The organism is Caballeronia udeis (genome assembly GCF_044909315.1).
GTDB classification, from domain to species: domain Bacteria; phylum Pseudomonadota; class Gammaproteobacteria; order Burkholderiales; family Burkholderiaceae; genus Caballeronia; species Caballeronia udeis_A.
The window spans coordinates 255,395-275,183 of the sequence record NZ_JBIYEB010000006.1 but is presented as its reverse complement, the minus strand read 5'-3'; the positions used below and the strand labels follow the sequence as shown (position 1 = coordinate 275,183).

The 19,789-nt window shown below is 60.2% G+C and carries 16 protein-coding genes; 4 read left to right on the top strand and 12 right to left on the bottom strand.

Annotated features, from left to right (window positions below):
- Window positions 1-86: 86 nt before the first annotated feature.
- Together ABH944_RS12955 and ABH944_RS12950 are read right to left on the bottom strand one after the other, a co-directional pair.
- Window positions 87-1,421 (bottom strand): ABC transporter substrate-binding protein, encoded by a 1,335-nt coding sequence (locus ABH944_RS12955; protein WP_404606348.1) that lies wholly within the window; start codon window positions 1,419-1,421, stop codon window positions 87-89.
- A gap of 60 nt (window positions 1,422-1,481) precedes the next feature.
- Window positions 1,482-2,546: an ABC transporter ATP-binding protein gene (locus tag ABH944_RS12950; RefSeq protein ID WP_404606346.1), complete on the bottom strand. Its 1,065-nt coding sequence runs from the start codon at window positions 2,544-2,546 to the stop codon at window positions 1,482-1,484.
- Between the two features lie 351 nt (window positions 2,547-2,897).
- On the opposite strand from ABH944_RS12950, the gene ABH944_RS12945 reads away from it, so the two are divergent.
- Entirely contained in the window at window positions 2,898-3,689 is a 792-nt protein-coding gene (locus tag ABH944_RS12945; RefSeq protein WP_404606345.1) for an IclR family transcriptional regulator, read from the top strand.
- Window positions 3,690-3,750: 61 nt separating this feature from the next.
- The gene (locus ABH944_RS12940) at window positions 3,751-4,134 is read left to right on the top strand and encodes a cupin domain-containing protein (protein WP_404606343.1); all 384 of its coding nucleotides are present in this window, start codon (window positions 3,751-3,753) and stop codon (window positions 4,132-4,134) included.
- A 452-nt stretch (window positions 4,135-4,586) separates the two neighbouring features.
- Here the strand turns inward: ABH944_RS12940 and ABH944_RS12935 are convergent, their stop codons facing one another.
- From ABH944_RS12935 to ABH944_RS12925, 3 genes are all read right to left on the bottom strand, one after another.
- Complete coding sequence (locus tag ABH944_RS12935) at window positions 4,587-5,561, bottom strand: VTT domain-containing protein (protein WP_404606341.1); 975 nt, start codon at window positions 5,559-5,561, stop codon at window positions 4,587-4,589.
- Between the two features lie 154 nt (window positions 5,562-5,715).
- A complete protein-coding gene (locus tag ABH944_RS12930; RefSeq protein WP_404606340.1) occupies window positions 5,716-7,725 on the bottom strand; it encodes a bifunctional DedA family/phosphatase PAP2 family protein in 2,010 nt (669 codons plus the stop codon).
- Between the two features lie 334 nt (window positions 7,726-8,059).
- Window positions 8,060-8,653 (bottom strand): J domain-containing protein, encoded by a 594-nt coding sequence (locus ABH944_RS12925; RefSeq protein ID WP_404606339.1) that lies wholly within the window; start codon window positions 8,651-8,653, stop codon window positions 8,060-8,062.
- Window positions 8,654-8,737: 84 nt separating this feature from the next.
- On the opposite strand from ABH944_RS12925, the gene ABH944_RS12920 reads away from it, so the two are divergent.
- Both ABH944_RS12920 and ABH944_RS12915 read left to right on the top strand, forming a co-directional pair.
- On the top strand, window positions 8,738-9,304 hold the full coding sequence (locus ABH944_RS12920) for a DUF2934 domain-containing protein (RefSeq protein WP_404606337.1): 567 nt from the start codon (window positions 8,738-8,740) through the stop codon (window positions 9,302-9,304).
- Window positions 9,305-10,153: 849 nt separating this feature from the next.
- Window positions 10,154-10,804, top strand: coding sequence for an H-NS histone family protein (locus ABH944_RS12915; RefSeq protein ID WP_404606335.1), 651 nt, complete (start codon window positions 10,154-10,156; stop codon window positions 10,802-10,804).
- A 328-nt stretch (window positions 10,805-11,132) separates the two neighbouring features.
- Here the strand turns inward: ABH944_RS12915 and ABH944_RS12910 are convergent, their stop codons facing one another.
- The 7 genes from ABH944_RS12910 to ABH944_RS12880 form a co-directional block, all read right to left on the bottom strand.
- Entirely contained in the window at window positions 11,133-11,480 is a 348-nt protein-coding gene (locus ABH944_RS12910) for a hypothetical protein (protein WP_404606334.1), read from the bottom strand.
- 230 nt (window positions 11,481-11,710) lie between these two features.
- The gene (locus tag ABH944_RS12905; protein WP_404606332.1) at window positions 11,711-11,995 is read right to left on the bottom strand and encodes a hypothetical protein; all 285 of its coding nucleotides are present in this window, start codon (window positions 11,993-11,995) and stop codon (window positions 11,711-11,713) included.
- A 114-nt stretch (window positions 11,996-12,109) separates the two neighbouring features.
- Entirely contained in the window at window positions 12,110-13,171 is a 1,062-nt protein-coding gene (locus ABH944_RS12900) for a DMT family transporter (RefSeq protein ID WP_404606330.1), read from the bottom strand.
- 259 nt (window positions 13,172-13,430) lie between these two features.
- A complete protein-coding gene (locus ABH944_RS12895; protein ID WP_404606481.1) occupies window positions 13,431-13,763 on the bottom strand; it encodes a copper-binding protein in 333 nt (110 codons plus the stop codon).
- Window positions 13,764-13,789: 26 nt separating this feature from the next.
- The gene (locus tag ABH944_RS12890) at window positions 13,790-16,996 is read right to left on the bottom strand and encodes an efflux RND transporter permease subunit (RefSeq protein WP_404606329.1); all 3,207 of its coding nucleotides are present in this window, start codon (window positions 16,994-16,996) and stop codon (window positions 13,790-13,792) included.
- Window positions 16,993-18,480: an efflux RND transporter periplasmic adaptor subunit gene (locus tag ABH944_RS12885; protein WP_404606327.1), complete on the bottom strand. Its 1,488-nt coding sequence runs from the start codon at window positions 18,478-18,480 to the stop codon at window positions 16,993-16,995. The genes ABH944_RS12890 and ABH944_RS12885 overlap by 4 nt, the downstream gene beginning before the upstream one ends.
- Before the next feature lie 13 nt (window positions 18,481-18,493).
- A complete protein-coding gene (locus ABH944_RS12880; protein WP_404606326.1) occupies window positions 18,494-19,789 on the bottom strand; it encodes a TolC family protein in 1,296 nt (431 codons plus the stop codon).

Here is a 19,789-nt window from a genome sequence, read left to right as displayed (position 1 = left end):
GGCAGCGGTATGCGCCGGCGCGGTGTAGCCAGGGCAGGCTTGCCGCCGATCGAGTAAGGCGTGTTGGATTGCATGTTGATCGTCGGTTACTGGTTGTCCGCCGCGTCCTGCATGATGTCCGCGACCTTCTTCGCCGCATTGTCCAAAGCTTGCTGCGAGGTTTCGTCGCCGATGATCGCCTTCTGCAATTCCGGCCACAGCGCATTGGATATCTCGTTCCATTGCGCAACGCGCGGCGGGGTGAACGAGTCCTCTTTCGCGGCTTGACTGAAGGTCGCGACCGCGTCCGCCATGAAGTGGTCGTCCTTCGTCTTGAACTCCTGCACGATGGCCTGCTGCGCATCAATACGCGAAGGAATCGAACCGAGGCGCGCTTCGACCATTTGTGAATCCTTGCTCGTCAGGAACTGGATGAAACTGGCCGCCACTTCCGGCCGCGCACAGACTTTCGTGATCGAGAAGCTATGTGAACCCGACCAGCCCGGCCGCTTGTTGGCCGCACCGAGCGGCGCACGAACCACGCCCACGTTGCCGGCGAGCTTCGACGTCTTCGGGTCGTTATAGAACGATGCGAAACCCGGCCAGTCGAGATCGAGCGCGACCTTGCCTGACGCGAAGTTGTTGCCAAGATCGTCCCAGACGTAGCTCGGCACGCCCTTCGGCACTACGCCCGCTTTGTACAGATTCACGAACCAGTCGAGCGTCTTCACGCCCACCGGCGAATTGAACCTGGGTTGCATCTTGGCATCGAGCAACTGGCCCCCGTTCGCCACCAGCAGCGAATAAAAAGTGCCCGTCAGCGCTTCGTCCTTGCCCGGGAATTGCGTGCCGTAGAAGTTCGGCGCCTTGGTGAAGAACGTCGCCTGCTGTGTGTATTCGGCGAAGGTCTTCGGAGGCGCGAGATCCACGCCGAATTGCTTCTTGTACGCATCGCGATTCGCCGGATCGGCATAAGCGGTCTTGTTGTAATAGAGCGCTTCTATATCCGTTGACCTGGGGATCTGGACAAGCTGCCCCTTCACCTCGGACTGCTTCAACAAAGCAGGCGCGAACGCAGCAAGATAGCTCGCGGGGAACAAACCCTTGAGGTCGCGGAAGATGGGATATTGCGCGGAGAAATTCGTATGATTCGACGACACGCAATAGTCGATATGTTGCGAAGCAATGTCCTGCTTCAACTCACGATCCAGTTCGAAGTGACTCTTGCGCGAGACAATCTCGACCTTCGCGCCGGTCTCTTTTTCCCATAGCGGAATGCGCGTGTAGAGCGCTTCATATTGCACTCCGCCGATCAGCTTGACGCGCAGCGTATAGCCTTTGTATTCGTTGTCGGCGCGGGCGGCGGTGGTTGCGACCAGACCCGCTAAAGCCAGTACCGACACAGTGATCTTGAGGCCGGTTTTTATCGAATCCCTAACCATGATTCATCTCCTTTGTTATGTGCCGTGACGTCGAGCGGCACGGCTTGCGTGTGGTCGTTTCTAGCGCAACCGGCGGCTGGTGGCGGTGTCGAACACGAGCGTGTTCTCAAGCTCCGCGTCAAGGCGGATGCCCTGCTCCGGGCTCAGCAACAAACGTCCGTTCACGATCACGCAGCAGCGCTGCCCCGCGACCGTCCCGAACAACTCAGTGGAGGCACCCGTCGGTTCGACTACATCGACGTTGAATGGAATGCCGCCCGCCTGCGCCACCGCAAGGTGCTCGGGCCGCACGCCGACCGTCACCTCCTGGCCGTCCTTGGCGTTGACCACCGGCACTCGTATCGAGAAATCGCTGATACGAACCCGCGCGCCATCGTCTTGCAACTCATAGCGGCCGTTAAAAAGGTTCATGGAAGGCGAGCCGATAAAACTCGCGACAAACAGGTTGTCGGGGTCATCGTAGAGTTCCAGCGGCGCACCAATCTGCTCGATCACGCCGCCGTTCAGCACGACAATGCGGTCGGCCATCGTCATTGCTTCAATCTGATCGTGCGTGACGTAGACCGTTGTTGCGCGCAAGCGCTGATGCAGCGCCTTGATCTCTGCCCGCATTTGCACACGCAGCTTTGCGTCGAGGTTCGACAACGGTTCGTCGAACAGGAACACCTTCGGGTCACGCACGATCGCGCGCCCCATCGCCACGCGTTGACGCTGACCACCTGACAGGTGGCGCGGATATCGGCCGAGCAGATCCTGAAGTCCCAGGATGGCCGCGGCCTGATTTGCACGCGCCGCGATTTCATCGGGCTTCAGGTCGCGCAATTTCAGCGCGAACGTAAGGTTCTCCAACACGCTCATGTGCGGATACAGCGCGTAGTTCTGGAACACCATCGCGATGTCCCGGTCCTTCGGCGGCAGGTCATTGACCACCCGGCCGTCTATCAGGATCCGTCCATGCGTCACGCCTTCCAGCCCCGCCAGCGCGCGCAGCAAGGTCGACTTGCCGCAACCGCTTGGTCCCACGAGCACGAGGAACTCGCCGTCCTTTACCGTCAGGTCGATCTGCTTCAACACCTGTACGGCGCCGAACGACTTCTGCACCTGTTTGAATGCCACTTCAGCCATTAGCGTCGCCTTCTCTGTCGACCGGAGTTGGGGCTTTAGCGCCTTACATCCGGTCCCATGCCGATGTTGGTACGCGAATCACTCCGCGCCGCGGACTTGTGTCCCGCTCGTCTTGCGGACCACTTTTCCATCGATGCAAATCATTTTAAAGATAAAACGCTCTTTCATATATGAATTTATGTCGGTGTTTTCCCGATGCCCGCCTGCCCCCTGTTTCCGTCGACGATGGCGTCAAATGCAAGGGTTTCACGAACTACAATCACGCCATGCGTTGCCGGATCCCGCCGTGTCGGGATCGGTTACCGGTTATCGGTTGAAGGCGGACATCTGGCTTGAGAGCAAGGAGAGATTTTGGACAACACGCGATATTCGGCGCCGGCGCTCGAAAAGGGGCTGGACATCATCGAACTGCTGGCGAGTCATCCTGAGGGGTTGTCACTGGCTGACCTGGGGAAGACACTCGGGCGCACGACTGCGGAAATCTTCCGCATGGTCGTCACGCTGGAAGCGCGTGGATATCTGTTGGCAATAGGCGACCGGTACGTGTTGTCGTTGCTGCTGTTCCAGCTTGCTCACCGGCATCAGCCGGTAAGGTCGCTGGTGACCACCGCGCTGCCGTTGATGACGCAACTGGCCAACGACGTCAGGCAGTCGTTCCACCTCTGCGTGTATCAGGACGGGCGCGTGCTGATTGTCGCTGGTGTGGAGAGTCCGGAACGCTGGGGCTTCTCACTGAAAGTGGGAACACTGATCGGCATGACCGATACCGCCTCGGGACAAGTGCTCATGGCATTCCAGGAGGAACTGGAACGCAAGAGGATGCTCAAGCTGCACGTCCCCGTTGACGGCGAACTCCCGGTCGATGCAAAACAGCTTGCCGCCGATCTGGCGCGGATCAAGGAACGCGGACATGCACGCATGCCCAGCCGCCAGGTCAAGGGCGTCAAGAATCTCGCTTATCCCGTGTTCGGACGAAACGGACACGCAATTGCTTCGCTGACCACGCCGTACATAGAACGCATCGATCAAGCGCCAGTACCCACCATGAACGAGGTGGGGGAAAGGATGAAAACGGCGGCGCAAACGCTGACCGGGTTAATGGGGTTAAATGTGTACTGGGAACCGGGTGTGGCCGCGGATTGACGCACTCGCCCCCTGCTTCGCGGCAATGTGGCTGCGAGACCAATTAAGTGGAGAGATGACTATGAATCTGGCCTTTTCAGCGGGTGCTGTCGACCTGAAGACGGCGTTCGACGCGGTGACCGAATACTGGTCACCCAAGGTCGTAGCGCAAGTAAATGATCAATATGTGAAAGTCGCCAAGGTCAGGGGCGAGCTCGTCTGGCATAACCACGCTGGCGAAGACGAACTGTTCTACGTCGTGCGCGGGAATCTGCGGATTGAGTATGAAGGAGGGCAAGCGGTCCAGTTGCCGGAGGGATCCATGCACGTCGTGCCGCGCGGCGTCATGCATAACCCGGTGGCCGAAGAAGAATGCTGGATTGTGCTGATCGAGCCGGTGACGACCAAACACACCGGCGATGTGGACAGCCCGCTGACGAAATCGCTTGCGCAGCAATTGGCCTGATCAAGCGGATCAGGCGAACCAATGGCGGCATGGTTCCGCCGTCTTTGCTAAAGAAAAAAGTGTAGCGCGTCCGACGACCAGGCGTCTCGCCACGCCCAGCCGCCGGCACGCCACCTCTCCCCTCGTTAACTATTTAATTCGCTTCGTTTCACTTGCCGGTTACGCGCCGCCCTTGTTCTACCCCGTCGTATCATCACCGGCATCCCCGTGCTGAACTTCAGCGTCAGCTTATCCCCGTCTACTCCCTCGGAATTGTGAGCGCGGCAGCGCGAAAATTCGCGCGCGGCCCGGTCTTTTTTATTCGCTTCGAGTGGCCTGGGACTTGTCCTCTCGAATCGTTAGACGCATTTAGCCACGAGATTTCGTGACGCACATCCCCACTAAAGCAGGCATACGAATGTGTGTGCTCGCTCAGGAAAGCCGTACACGAACGGGTCCAAGGGAGCGGCGGACTAAGAACGCGCCATCGATGCGGCGAACAGGTTGAATTCCGGCGGCAGCGGCTCGACCGCATAACCGCGACGCGCCCACTCGTCCAGGCCGCCGTACAAGATGCGAACGTTCACGACCTTTTTCCGCAGCAACTGCTTGCGAACCTTCCTGGCCGTCGCGTCGTTCGGATACATGCCGTACACAACAATATCGCTTGCCGAAAGATTCGCATCCATGGTCTCCAGCGACTCGACGTCAAGCAGCCATGCCCCCGGGATTCGATACAGCTCGTCACGGCGGACCGACGCCGGACGCGCATCCAGAATCAGGGGCGGCGTGCCTGAACGCATCATCCGGTAGAGCCGCTCGGGCGAGACGACCCTGCGGCTCAGCCACTTCCGGAAACGCCAGCGCAGCAGGTATCGATACGTCAGGTAAAGAACGGCGGCGATAAACAGCACATCGAGTATGGATCCGCCGTGGGGTCTTAGCCAGGTCAGCAACAACCCGAGTTGCCGCTCGAACAACGCGCCGCCAAGCAGCCAGAACGAAGCCCAGGCCACCGTGCCCAACGTGTCCCAGGCAACGAACACAACCGGCGCGATCAGCGTGGTGCCCATCAGCGGCGGCGTAATGAGCGCAAGGCCCGGAACAAACTTCGCCACCGCCACGATCACCACGCCAAAGCGTTCAAATAACGCACGCGTGGTGCGCATGCTGGCATCGAGCGATAACGACATACGCCCGAGAATATCGGTCAGGCGGCGGCCGTAAATGCGCCCTGCGGAAAACCACACCCCGTCGCCAAGCAACGCTGCGACTACCGCCGCACACAGCACGTGGGAGAAAACCAGATTCCCGCTGGCGATTGCCGAACCGGCGAAGACAAGCACGGGAATAGCCGGCAGCGGCACGCCCAGCCGCGTGGCCAGCACATTGGCGAAGACCGCTGCGCTTCCCCAGTTCTCGATTGCCGACGGTGGAATCTGTATCAAGTACTCGTCTCCTGAAGCATTCGGCGTCGCGCGGCCGCCGCTTGTGTTCCATGCTGCGTTTAAAGCTCGTTGCTTCACAAGTGCAGGATTGACATCATTTCACGGCTTCGTGACTTCTTTCCTACTACTCATTACCGACTGCTCACTACTTCACTCATTGCCGCTCTGACGCCACCAGCGTCACAGGAATGCCCCCGCAGCCGGCACTTCTCGCCACCTCCAGGCCACTCCACGGCGATGCCTCCCCATGCTCGGCAATCATCTGCTCGATCCGCTTGTCCGGGCGCAGCACATTAAACGGCCACGACGGGCGCAGCAGCCGCTCGTGGATAAGGGAGCCAAGCCATATAGGTGTTGGCGGCTGTCCACCCCGATGCGCCACTGCATACTGCGTCGGCCAGAATCGCAAGACATCGCGTTCGTCCACGCTCGTGTGAGCACGCGTAAAAACCAGCACCGATGGTTCGCCATTATTCAACCTCGGCAACACGGGAAGCGCGGTGGCCACCACATTGGGAGACACGAGAGACAAGACGCTACGCGCCGATAAACGCGTTCCTTCTGTCCATCCCCGGCTCTCCAGTTGTGTGCGAATCTCCCCGGCGGTTGCGGCCCATTGAATGGTGATGGGTTCCAGCCGGTCGCCGTCCATGCTTGAGCGATAGCAAGAAAAGGTCCGCCATACGGTATCGGTCCATTGCATAGGCGTCACCACGATAGCCGGCGGCGCGGCTTCGACCGCCATCGCGTCAAGGCTCGTCCTGAGCTGCAGCGCGACGCTCGCGCATACGACCACCAGGACGGCGACGGGCATCATCGCGCGTGGCGCCGGTTTCGCGGGGTATCGCCACACGGCGGTGAGTGCGACGAGAAAGACCCAGGTGGCGGCAAGTGCGGCGCCGCCGATGGCATCGGAGAAGGTGAAGCGGCCAAAATAAAGCCCCGAGAAGGCAATCGAGGCCAGCACGGCGATGGTTGCCATCGCGACGAATACTCGCGCCACCGCCCCCACCCGGCGGGCCAGCAAAAACGAGAGGAAGCCGTAGATCACGACACTGGCAGCGACGTGGTTGCTCGGGAACGCGCGCAGGCTGGAGGCGACCGCACCCGGAAGGGGACGCTGGATCGTGATCTGGATCGCCAGGATCAATAGCTGGGAAAAGGCGACTGCAGTCAGCCAGTACGCAACCGTGCGCCAGCGACGCTCGAACGCCATCCATATGACAACCAGGACCGTCAGCGCGGTCAGTGTCGTCACGCTGCCCAGCGTGGCGAGCACCGCCAGGACCGCATCGCCCCAGGACGACCGGAACGATTGCAGGAAGCGATAAACCGACACATCGACCTGAACTAGCGGGTCGCCGTGCGAGACCCCGTGCAACGTGGAAAAGAACACGGTGGCCGAAGCAAGCAGCAGCACGGAGATGACCGCGATAAGCGCCGCGGCCTGGTGCTTCGGGTCCAGGATACCGAGGGCGATCCGGCCGGTCCTGCCGGGGTGACGACGCGCCCAAAGCAGCAGGCTGCGGCGTGAGGAATCCGTCCAGGCCCGAGCGTGTGACACGAGAAGGCTAGTCAGCTTGAACGTCAGCCAGGTGACGGCAACCAGGATCGCCAGCACCGCGACGAGCCGGAAGGACACGGCGCCCGCCAGTTGGATCGATGCCCCGAACACAACGCCCGGAAGAATGTGCACGGGCGCCCAGACGAGCGCCGAGATGATGTTGATGACCAGGAACCGGAGCGGCCGCATTCCCATCATGCCCGCGACCACGGGAACGACCGCACGCAGCGGTGCAATGAAGCGCGCGAAGATCACGCTTTTTGCGCCGTGCGCCTCGAAGTAGCGTTTCCCCGCCGTCAACATGCCGGGGTGCGTGCGGAACGGCCACAATCTGGCGATGGTTTCCTTATGGCTGCAACCGAACCAGTAACTGGCGGCGTCGCCTGCCACGGCCCCTGCGAGGGCGCACGCGAAGACCCAGCCGAGGTTGAGCGAACCGGTGCCGACCAGCGCCCCCGCGACGAACATGGCGGTGCTGCCCGGAACAAACGTGCCTATAAATGCAATGGATTCAAAGAACGCGGCAAGCAATACAACCGTGAGAGCCCATGCAGGATGCCCCGACAGCAGATGCAGCAATTTGAAGTAGGCATGCTCCATCAGCATCTCCAGACCGTTCTTCCCTTTCAGCAGATTTTAAGACCAGATTTCAGGACTGTCCCGCCAAGGCTGGGCGCGCCGTTGGCTCTCGCTGCATCGCCAGCGTCGTGCTGGTTCTAATGGTCAGTATGTTCCTGCGACGCGGTTATTGGGTCCGCGCGCTTCGGCAACCCCCTCTCGCGTGAGCGCGCGGCAAGTGCCGCGCGCTGAGTCGTGACGAGCCAGCGGACGCATGCAAATGCATTAGCTAATAAAATGTGAAGAGATGTAGAGCATCCCTGGCGGTGCTTATTCAGAGAATGTAGCAAGACTGCGACCTGCCAGGGGCAGGCGGTCAGGATCGCAGCACGTTCCAGAACGGCATCCAGATATCGGAGAACGAGCGCACACGGTCGGTGGGTACCGGGTCCCCTTCTTGCTGCGTACCGTGGGTCTCAGGAGCGATCTCCCCGGGCTGCGCAGATGCAACCTCGGACTGCCTGGATGAGTGCAGAGCAAGGGCGCTGTCGGCAATACGACATGCAAGGTCGTCGCTGCAGTCGTGGGCGAGCAGCACGCCGCGGACGACGTCGCGGTTATAGCCTTGTGTGGCGAAGCGCATCGCCAGGGCGACGCGGCTGGCATATTCCGCCTCCTCCGCCGCGCGCACTGCGGCCTCGCGTTCAGCCTGCTCCTGTTCCTCGCGTCGGCGCTGTTCCTCCTGACGCTTCATTTCTTCAGCAAAAACGGAGTCGTAGACCAGCCTTTGCGCGGGATCGGACAAAATTGCGTAAGCATGCCGAACGTCGAGGAACGCGGCTCGCGCGACATGCTCCTGACCCACATTGCGGTCCGGATGCCAACGCATGACGGCCTTCCGGTAAGCCTGTTTTATCTCTTCGGCCGTCGCATTTTCCGAGACCGATAAGGTCTCATACAAGGTTGTCATTGCCATCCCTCAAACTTATCCGCGAGACATCCTAGCACGGGAAAAAAGACATTTTTATAGCGTGGCAAGATCTAACCGCGCGCCATGCCCAGATCAATCCTGAGCGCAACCGGCGCTCCGAATGCAGCCTCCGCCCTTGAAAACGCGCAGAGACGCTCCTGTAACATAAACGCTCGAATACGCGAAACGGTCAATGGAATGCAAAACCAATCTTTGGAAGAAAAGCTTCGTTTGCACGCCTACCATCTATGGGAAGCGGACGGTCGTCCCGAAGGGCGCTCCATGGAGTATTGGGAAAAAGCACGCGCTCTGCTTGAGCAAGAGCTTGCCGCTGCTTCGCCGCCCGATGAAGCAAACGAAGTGGATACGGGTGCCGCGCAACCCGTAAAGAAGCCGGTCAAGGCAAAGTCAAAAGCGACACCGGCTGGCAAGGACAGCGTCAAGACACCGAAGGCCAAGCCCAAAGCCGACGCCAAGGTTGCACGCAAGACTGCAACCAAGACCGCAACCAAGAAGGCCGCCAAACCAAAGGCCGCCGCGACCGGCACAGCACCGAAAAAGCCGAAGACCGCCGCCGAGGCCGATGAGAAACCCACCAAGAAACCAGCGGTCAAAGCTGCGGCGAAGGTTTCGAAGAGCTCGAAGAAGTAGCCTCAAGGGTGCCGCGTTTACGTTTTGAACGCCTGTTCCAGCTGAAAACGCGGACTCATTTTTTATCGCCGGATAGTGCATCGGCTAGTAGACGTTCTGTCCGTATTTTTGTGGAGTATCTATGCGAAGATTTCTCGCGGTCGTCTTGTTGACCGCTGCGGCAAGCACCGCCATTCCATCGGTGGCTGACGCACGGCCCCGGCAAGAATGCCGGCGCGTCTGGGTCCATGGTCATTATGTGCGGCGTTGCCGACCATTGCCGCCCAGACACCATCATCATCGCCCGCCGCCGCGGCACCGGCCGCCTCCTTACCGGTATTAAAGCGTCGTGGACGCGCTAACGGCCGCTGCGGCGGACTGGCAAGCAGGCAGGCATCCTCATGCATTAGCGGCTTGCCGGTCAGACGGATCCGGGCCGCTAATCAACACCTCTTCGACCAAAGCATTTCGCCCGGCTCTTTGCTTTCGGCTTGCCCTTCCCGGCGACAATGGCGGCTCTTCTCTCTCGCTACCCGTGCGTTCGGACAGTCAATGTCCTCGGCATTTCGCAAAATTGCATCGATATCCTCTGCATTGAAGATGCGGACCTGACCGATGCCAGGATCATCTAGCTGAATAGCACAGTGGAGAGTCGCGAGACCTCCACGTCTGCCAATTTGACCATGCTTCAGCCGCAGCAGAACACTAGCCACGCATTCAACATGCAAGCCGTAAAGCCGCGACTTTTTGTCAGTGATTGAAACAAACTGTATTAATAGATGCAGGTCGTTAATACCAAGGCCTATTGGCCGCTTCCGAAATCAGAGAACGCATGGCATAGTGCGGGCAATCACTCTTAAGGAAACCAAAATGCCTACTCTGGAACAGATCCAAGCCAAGCTGAAAAAACTGCAGGCGCAAGCCGAAGCGTTGATCGCAAAACGAGCGCAATCCGTGCTCGACGAGATCCGCAAGCTAATGGAAAACCATGGACTGACCACCGCTGATATTGAAGCGCATTCATCCACGAAGAAGCGCCGCGGCCGGCCTGCCGGCTCAACGTCCAAAGCCAAGGCAAAAGGTGCAACAAAGCCGAAGCTGCCTGCCAAGTATCACAATCCGAAGACCGGTGAAACATGGAGTGGCTGGGCCCGACCGCCGCTCTGGATCAAGGACGTTAAAGACCGCACGAAATTCTTGATCGATAACCACAGTGCCACCAATGCGGTAGTAGCAAGCACGACGAAACCTGCAAGCAAGAAGGCAGCAAAGAAAGTTGGAGCCAAGAAAGCATCGGCGAAAACACCAAGCGCAAAGGCGCCTGCCAAGAAGGTGTCGGCCAAGAGTGCAAGGGTGGCGAGCAGCCCCGCGAAAAAAGCAGCTGCAAAGAAAGGACCCGCGAAACGCGCGTTGGCCAAGAAAGCACCTGCCGCGAAGAAATCTGCAACCGGCGCGGGCAAAACGGCTCCTGCGGCTAGTCAGGATTCAGCATCGGCGGTAGCGGCTACGCCTGCAATTTAACGAAAAGCCAAAGAGCCCCGCTTTAATAAATGAGGGGCTCGCCAAGCCTAAGCGTGAGTGAATTGTTTGGCGCGTGGTTTCTCTCAGTCGCCGCCAAGCCGGGAAAATTTGACCGGACTGGCGGGATCGGAGGAGAAGCTTTACCGGAATCTGCGGCTTGTCGCTCTGCGTGTTCTGCTAGCTTTGTTCGTCGCAGTTCGGCGAATGCGCTTGAGGCAGCCAAGCGCATTCGCAGGATGCTTGATTACCAAGAGACCGTCCGGCGAGCGCTACGCCCAAGCAGCCCTCTGGTCAGGCTTATTCAATACGTTGGTGCCTGACTGCGGTACTACCCGCGGCCTCCGCCGTGGCCGCCGCCATGGCCGCCACCGCCCTGCCACTGTCCCCCGCCACCGCCGTGCCCGTAGCCGCCACCGTGGCCCCAGCCGCCGCCGTGAAAGCCACCTCCGTACCCGTGGTTCCAGCCATGCCAGTGGTTATAGTAGTGGCCACCGTACCCGCCACCCCCACCCACGTAGATACCACCACCGTAGACAGCCGGATAACCGTAGTAATACGGTCCATAACCCGTTGCGTAAGCGTCTCCGTATCCGTCGTAGCCGTAGCCGTAACCCGGCGCGACGGCACAACCGCCCAGACACGCAACAAGTGCGAATAATGCAATTGGCTTAAGCATGTGATGGTCTCCCGCATTTCTTAAATAGGAGCGGAGGAACCTTGCTTAGTTCAAGCGTAATTGTGTCTCTGGATTACAGAGCGAAACTCGTGGCGGAAGAAAATTTTCGGCTTGAAGGTTTCGCGGCGCTGCACCAAGTCGATGCTAACCATAGACCTCCAGCCGTCCGCCCAAACGCGACGACGTTACGCCAAGGACCGGCGTCCAGCGCTCGCTTGCATGAGTTCCTCTTACTGCACGTTCCTTGCAACACCCGTGGCGCCATTCGACGGCATCGCGCCCATGTCGGCGCTATTGTCCATTGCCGGACTTTGCATATTGCGGGGCATGGAACTTCGCGGCATGGTGACCGGATCGCCCCAATGCGTCATTCCAGCGGTTGCAGCGCTGTGCGCATTGCCGCCGCCCGAGCCACCGTTCCCGTTACCGCCACCCTGCGCAAACGCTGCTGCAGAGCCGCACAAGAATGCGACCGACACACCCGCCAACACCGCTTTCCGCAATACCTTGCTCATGGTTTTCTCCATTGGCGCGACTGCAGGATTGCGTCGCGTCAAGGCTATATAGGGAGTCGGCAGGGCGCTGGATGCATGGCAGACCGAATTGAAGATGAAGAAATCCGCTGCCGCTCAATGAACGTGCCGATGGTGAATATCCGGGAAATGTCCATGCGTATGCGTGATCGGCAAATGTTGATGCGGATGGGTATGCGGTTCGTCGCCATCCCATTTGAAGTCGTGTGTGTGCTGGTGATGCTCATCATGCCGATGCCGGTGGTTGTGCTCCATCAACACATGCGTATGCGCGTGCTCGTGACGCTCGCGAATATGCAGCCACACGCCGAGCGCCATCAATGCGGCCGCCACCCAAAACAACGGACCCGGTATATCCGGCCACAAGATCAATGACAGGGTCACGCCGAACAGCGGTGCGACTGAAAAGTACGCGCCGGTGCGCGCGGTGCCCAGGTTGCGCAACGCGACCACAAACAGAACCAGGCTGACACCGTATCCGGCCAGACCGGTGAGCATGGCCGCTCCCGTCCTGACCAAACCGGGGAGATGCGCGCCAAGCAAAAGGGCGATACAAAGATTCACCGATCCGGCGATCAGTCCCTTCAGACAGGCAATGACCATGGCGTCGTTCGTCGACACCTTTCGCGTCAGGTTGTTATCGATCGCCCAGCAAACGCAGGCGGCAGCGACCAGTAGTGCGCCAATGGATATGCCGGACGTGCCCGGTTGCCATGACAGCGCCACGCCGCCGGCGACTATTGCCACCATGCCGAGAAAAATCTGCGCGTCCACGTTCTCACGAAATACAACCCACGCGATGACCGCCGTAAACACGCCTTCAAGATTCAGCAGGAGGGAGCTCGTCGCGGCTGGCGAGGTGCTCAAGCCGAACATCAGCAGCACCGGGCCCGCGATGCCACCGGCGACAATTGCGCCAAGCAACCAAGGCACTTCAGCCATCTGAATCCGGCTTTCGTTAGCACGCTCCTTGTCGGAACGCCTGACGCGCTGGAAGGCGATAGCAACGGCCAAGCCAACTCCGCTGCCTAGATAGAACAAGCCGGCGACCATGAACGGCGACAGGGTGCCAAGCAGCGTCTTGGCTAGCGGGGTGGTCGCGCCAAAGAGGGCCGCAGCGAGAAGCGCCGTGAACGCAGCGTTGTAGCGTACAGACATGGATGTTCCTGACTCCGGAATTACCTTCGATTCTAAAGAAGGTCATGGGGCTTTGCCCGCGGGATTCTCGCGCGTCAATCCCGAACTCGAAAACCTTGTGCAATTAATTGGCGCGACTGGCAGCAAGTGTAAATACATCAGATTATTGTGTCATTTTGCCCTTGTGACCGACAGGCTGCGTGTGACCTGCGCAGCCTGTCAGACACCCTCACGGCACGGCTAAAATCATGCGTGCGTGACAACCCGGCCCGCCATGAAGCTAGCGCTTTTGCATTGTCACAATGGTCATGGTGCCGCCCACGTTCTCAACGCGGACTTTCACCTTATCGCCTTCGTGAGCCTGCTTTAGCATCGCGGCGTCCTTCGCTTTGAACGCCATCGTCATGGCAGGCATACCCACGTTTTCCAGCGCGCCGTGTTTAAGCGTAACCATGCCGGTCGCCGGATCGACCTTCCTGATTTCCGCGTCACTCAACGCAGATTTCGATGACGCCGCCGCCGGGCTCATTGCGCCGGCGCTCATCTTCATTCCGGACATATCGTCGGCAAATGCCGACTGCTGAACGGTGAATGCGCCGAACGCCGTACCCATTACCAACGCGATAGAAGTCAGTTTATTCATTTCATTTCTCCAGAGTGAGTAGACGGCACATGCGTGCCGGGAGGACCATCGAATTCGCTACGTGCTTGCGCTGCGCGCCGCACTTGGCGGCGCTTGAGCAACAACCACGCGGCGGGAATAACGAACATGGACAGCAGCGGTGCGGTGACCATGCCGCCGACCATCGGAGCCGCGATGCGCTGCATCACTTCCGAGCCGGCGCCGTGGCCCAGCATGATCGGGATGAGACCCGCGAGCACCACGGCGACAGTCATCGCTTTCGGCCGAACGCGCAGCACGGCGCCTTCGCGGATCGCGTCGAAAAGAAGTGCCTCGGTCAGCACGGTGCCGGCGTCGAGCCGATGTTCAAGCGCACGTTTCAAATACAGCAGCATCACCACGCCGAACTCTGCCGCCACGCCGGCTAGCGCGATAAAACCGACCGCGGTCGCCACCGATACAGCGTGACCCAACGCCCATATCAGCCAGAACCCGCCGACCAGTGCGAACGGAACCGTCGACATCAGCAGCAATGCATCGGCGGCTGAATTGAAGGTCAGGAACAGCAAGACGAAGATGATGACGAGCGTGACGGGGATCACGGTATGGAGCTTCGCCGATGCGCGTTCCAGGTACTCGAACTGACCCGACCATGCGATGGAATAACCCGGCGGCAGAACCACTTTCTCCGCGACGGCCCGCTGCATTGCCATTACTGCCGACTGCAGGTCCGTGTCGCGGATATCGACATATACGTAGCCCGCAAGCCGTGCGTTCTCGCTGCGGATCATCGGAGGTCCATCGGCAATACTCAGGGCGGCGACATCGTCGAGCATGATCTGTGCGCCCCGCTCCGTAACAACAGGCAGGCGCCTTAGGTTCTCGAGGGAGTCGCGAACGTCGCGCGGGTATCGGACATTGATGGGAAAGCGCTGACGCCCATCGATGACCTCGCCCACGTTCTCTCCGCCCACCGCCGATGAAACAACCGACTGGATATCCGCAACGGCGAGTCCGTACCTCGCGGCCTTCAGTCGGTCGATATCGACATCGATATAACGACCGCCATTCAGGCGCTCGGCAAGCGCGGAGGAGACGCCGGGCACCGTCTTGACCACGGCTTCCACTTGCGTTGCCATGGAGTCGATCACGCTCAGGTCCGCGCCCGATATCTTCACGCCAACCGGTGTCTTGATCCCTGTCGACAACATGTCCAGCCGGTTGCGTATCGGCGGTACCCATACGTTCGACAAGCCAGGCACTTTCACGGTCCGGTCCAGCTCGTCGACCAGTTTTTCCGGCGTCATGCCGGGCCGCCACTGACTGCGCGGCTTGAACTGGATAGTGGTCTCGAACATCTCCAGCGGCGCGGGGTCGGTCGCGGTATCCGCTCTCCCGGATTTGCCGAATACAGTCGCGACTTCAGGTACCGTCTTGATGAGCCGGTCGGTCTGCTGCAATAACTCGGACGCCTTTTCCGCCGAGATACCCGGCAGCGCAGTGGGCATGTAGAGAAGATCGCCTTCGTCGAGCGGCGGCAGGAATTCGCCGCCCAGCCGCGACAACGGAACCAGCGTAAGCACGAGCGCAATGATTGCCATGCCGATCGCCGCCCACGGCCGGCGCAACGTCGCCTCAAGCAATGGCCGGTAGAGCCTGATCAGCACGCGGTTGATCGGGTTCGCGTTCTCGTGCGGAATACGGCCCCTGATGAAATAGCCCATCAGCACCGGCACCAACGTGACCGACAGCAATGCGGCGGCCGCGATCGTGTAGGTCTTGGTGAACGCCAGCGGCGAGAACAATTTCCCCTCTTGTCCCTCGAGCGAGAACACGGGGATGAACGACATCGTGATGATAAGCAGCGAGAAGAACAGCGCCGGCCCGACCTCTGCCGCCGATGTCGCTATGAGCTGCCATCGCTGGGATGCCGTGATGGGTTGATCCGGATGCGCGTGGTCAAAAGCCTCCAGATGCTTATGCGCGTTTTCGATCATCACGATAGCGGCATCGATCATCGCGCCGATCGCGATCGCAATGCCGCCAAGCGACATCAGGTTCGCGTTCACGCCCTGATAGCGCATCACGATAAATGCTGCCAGCACGCCCAGCGGCAATGACAGGATCGCGACAAAAGCGCTTCGCAGATGGAACAAAAACAGCGCGCAGACCAGGCCGACGATGACAAACTCCTCGATCAGCTTGTCGCGCAGATTGTCGACGGCGCGTTCGATCAGCTTCGATCTGTCGTAGGTCGTGACGATCTCAACGCCGGGCGGCAACGACTTCTTCAGCGCATCGAGTTTCGCTTTCACGGCTTCGATGGTGGTGAGCGCATTCTTGCCGGAGCGCATCACGATCACGCCGCCGGCGACCTCACCTTCGCCGTTCAGCTCGGCAATACCACGCCGCATCTCGGGTCCGATCTGGATATGTGCAACGTCGCCCAGCAACACGGGCGTTCCTGCGTCGTTCGTGCGCAAGACAACGCTGCGAAAGTCGTCGAGTGAATGCAGATAACCCGACGAGCGCACCATGTAGTCGGACTCCGCCAGCTCGACAACAGAACCGCCCGATTCCTGGTTCGCCTTCTTGAGCGCATCCGTCACCGTGGCTTGCGTGATGCCGTAGGCGCGCAGCTTGTCCGGGTCAAGCACGACCTGATACTGCCGCACCATTCCGCCGATAGACGCGACCTCCGACACATCGGGAACGGCCTTCAGCTCGAACTTAAGAAACCAGTCGTTCAACGCACGAAGCTGACCAAGGTCGTGCTTGCCGGTGCGATCGACCAGCGCATATTCGTAGACCCAGCCAACGCCGGTTGCATCGGGGCCGAGCGAGACGCTCGCGCCCTGAGGGAGCCTGCTCTGCACCTGGTTCAGGTATTCGAGTACGCGTGAACGTGCCCAGTATTGATCGGTCTTGTCATCGAAGAGGACGTAGACAAATGCATCGCCGAACGACGAATAGGCCCGGATGGTCTTCGCGCCCGGCACCCCGAGAAGCGTCGTAGTCAGCGGATACGTCACCTGATCTTCAACGACCTGCGGTGCTTTACCCGGATACGATGCCTTGATGATGACCTGCGTATCCGACAGATCGGGAAGCGCATCGAGCGGTGTCTGAGTCAGCGAATAAGCACCCCAGCCTGTGATCAGGACAGTTGCAAGCAGGACCAGGAAACGGTTCTGGATGGACCAGCGAATGAGTCGCGCGATCATTTGACCGCTCCCATTGGCTCGACCTTCGTCAGTTCATAACCATCGTCGGATTGCTTGAACGCGAAGTGCACCGTCTCGCCGGTCTTTACCCCGGGGAACGCGGTGGCGGAAGGCTTGCCGAACGCCATTGTCATCGCGCCCCAGCCCAACGCCGCCACAGGCTGATGCGAAAGGGTGATGTCGTGACTTGTGACGGCTTCCACCTTTCCCGTGGTCTCGTAGGTTGGAGGTGCGACAGTGGCAACCGCATCGCTGGCCGCTCCTGCCTGAAGTCGTGGAAGCACAGACTTGAGGCTCGCTTCAGAGTCGATCAGGAACTGACCCGATGCGACCACCTGCTCCCCTTCGCTCAAACCGCTCAGCACTTCGGTATTGCTGCCCGAGTCGTTGCCGGTCGTCACGGTGACGGGTTGAAGCCGGCCATCGGCTTGCTTCACGATCACGATCGAGCGTTTGCCGGTCGTGATCACCGCCTCGGACGGTACGACCAGCCGCGACACCGTGGTCGCCCCGCCAATGCGCGCACGCATGAGCATGCCCGGCGTGAGCAACAGATCCTTGTTGTCGATGACAAGCCGCGCTTGCAAGGTGCGGCTGCCGGAACTGATCCCCGGCAGGACTTCACGAATGCGTCCGGTGAAGTGCTGCGTGGCATCTCCCGCAAACACGGCATCCACGCTCATGCCTGTCTTCACTTGCAACGCCAGCGCTTCAGGCACGTCGATGACAAGCCATAACGTGCTAAGGCCCGCGATCTTGGCGAGCGTCTGGCCGGGCGCAACCATCGCGCCATCGCGGACATTCAGCTCGGTGACCACGCCGCTCGCCGGCGCCAATAACGTGACATGCGTCTGCGCGCGGCCGGTGCGATCGAGGTTGGCCACGACCGCATCCGGTATCGACAACGCCCGCATGCGTTCGCGCGAGGCAGCGAGCATGGTGTTGTCCATGCTGCTGCGTTTGAGCGCCAGGTATTCCTCTTGAGGCGCCAGCCAGTCCGGCACAAACAACGACGCGATCGGCACGCCTTTGGACACCCGCTGCATCGGCGCATTCGCATACAAGCGGTCGATATAACCCGTCACGCGCGACTGGACCACGTCGGCTAGCGACTCATCGAACTGCGTTGTACCGATGGCCTCGAAGCTGGCCGCAACATCAACGCGGCGGGCTGTCGCGTATCGGATGCCGAGGTTTTGCTGAAGACCCGGATCGATCTTCACGCCACCAGACGCGCCTTCGTCCGCGAATACGGGCACCAGTTGCATGTCCATGAAGGGCGACTTGCCGGGTTTATCGAAGTGCTGATTCGGCATCATGGGATCGTGCCAATAGAGCACTTTGCGGCCGGGTCCTTTTTCACCGCCTGACGAGGCGGTCGTCGCGGTTGTGGTTGGTTTGGCATGCCAGGTTCCGGCCACATATCCCAAGGCGAGCAACGCCACCGCCGCAATGACAGCGAGCGTCATAGGTTTCCTGTTCATCGTGTTCTCACTGTCAGTAGGTCATGGAAGGCGGTACGACCTGGTACTCGAGCTGAGCCCAGGTGAGCGACACGTCGCGTTGGAGATCGAGCACTTGCAAGCGCGCGTCGAGCACGGCGCGCCGGGCGGCGAAGGTATCGGCCAGAGATCCGGTGCCGGCTTTATAAGCCGCTGTCGATAGCTGCAAGCGCTGGTCTGCCGCGGGCAGCAGGGACGCGTTCAGGTTGGCGATGCGTTCGCGTCCGCTGGCCAGCGTGGCGGAGAGGTTGCGGATATCGGCATCGACTTGACGCTGCGCGTCTTCGTACATCAAGCGCGCTTTCGTACCCAGCTCGGCTTTCCCGGCGGTATCGTGGTCTTGCCGGTCCCTTCTGTTCAACGGGATGGGAATGCTGACGCCGACCGACACCATGTTCGAGTACTGACCACCCCGTTGCTGGTAAGCGAGCTCCCAAGTCCAGTTCGGGCTGCGGTTGCTTTGCGCGACCGCGGTGTCGGCGTCGGCAACCGCTATCTCCGCCGACGCATTGATCAGCGCAGGCTCGACATGCCTCAGCTCTTCGGGCGGCAGCGCGGCAACCACCGACTGCGGTGCAGGCGGCTCGCCGGAGATATCGGCAACAGGTGCTGCCGTCCATCGCGACAAGCCGATGAGCGCCGTCTGAAGCGTTTGCTGCGCCTTGAGCAACTGATCCCGCGTCTGCGCGAGCATGAGCTGCGCCTGGGTCACATCGGCGGCACTTGCTTTAGCGCCGCGATAAGACGCCTGCGTCGCCGACAACTCGTGCGCCATATGGTCGGCCAGCTCCTGCTGCAGCGAGAGCGCTTTCTTGGCGTACGCAGCGGTGAGCCACGCAGTTGCGGTCTGCTCGCGCACGTTGACCAGCTGAGCGAGATAACCTGCGCGTTCGCGATCGACTTCCTGATTAGCCAGCTCAGTGCGCAGACGCCGCTTTTGCGGCGACACCCATTCCTGTTCGATGCCGATGCGCCGCATCGTCATGAAATCCTGGCCAATGGTGAACCCCTGCGAACCATTGATGGGCAGGTTGTCCACGCCCGCCTTGAGCGTTGGATCGGGTAACTGCCCAGCTCGAACGACGCCCTGTGAACTTGCCCGAACGGATGATTGCGCCGCCTGCATGGAGGCGGATTGATCGGTCGCGGATTGCAGCGCGGCGTCTAGCGTCAAGGCGCTTTCCTGCGCTTTAACCGCTGCGCCGCCGCCAAACAGGAATAGAAATAAGGCTAGCGCGGGCGCACGCGCGCAGCCACGCCGGAATACCGGCGCGGTAATGGATGAATGCAT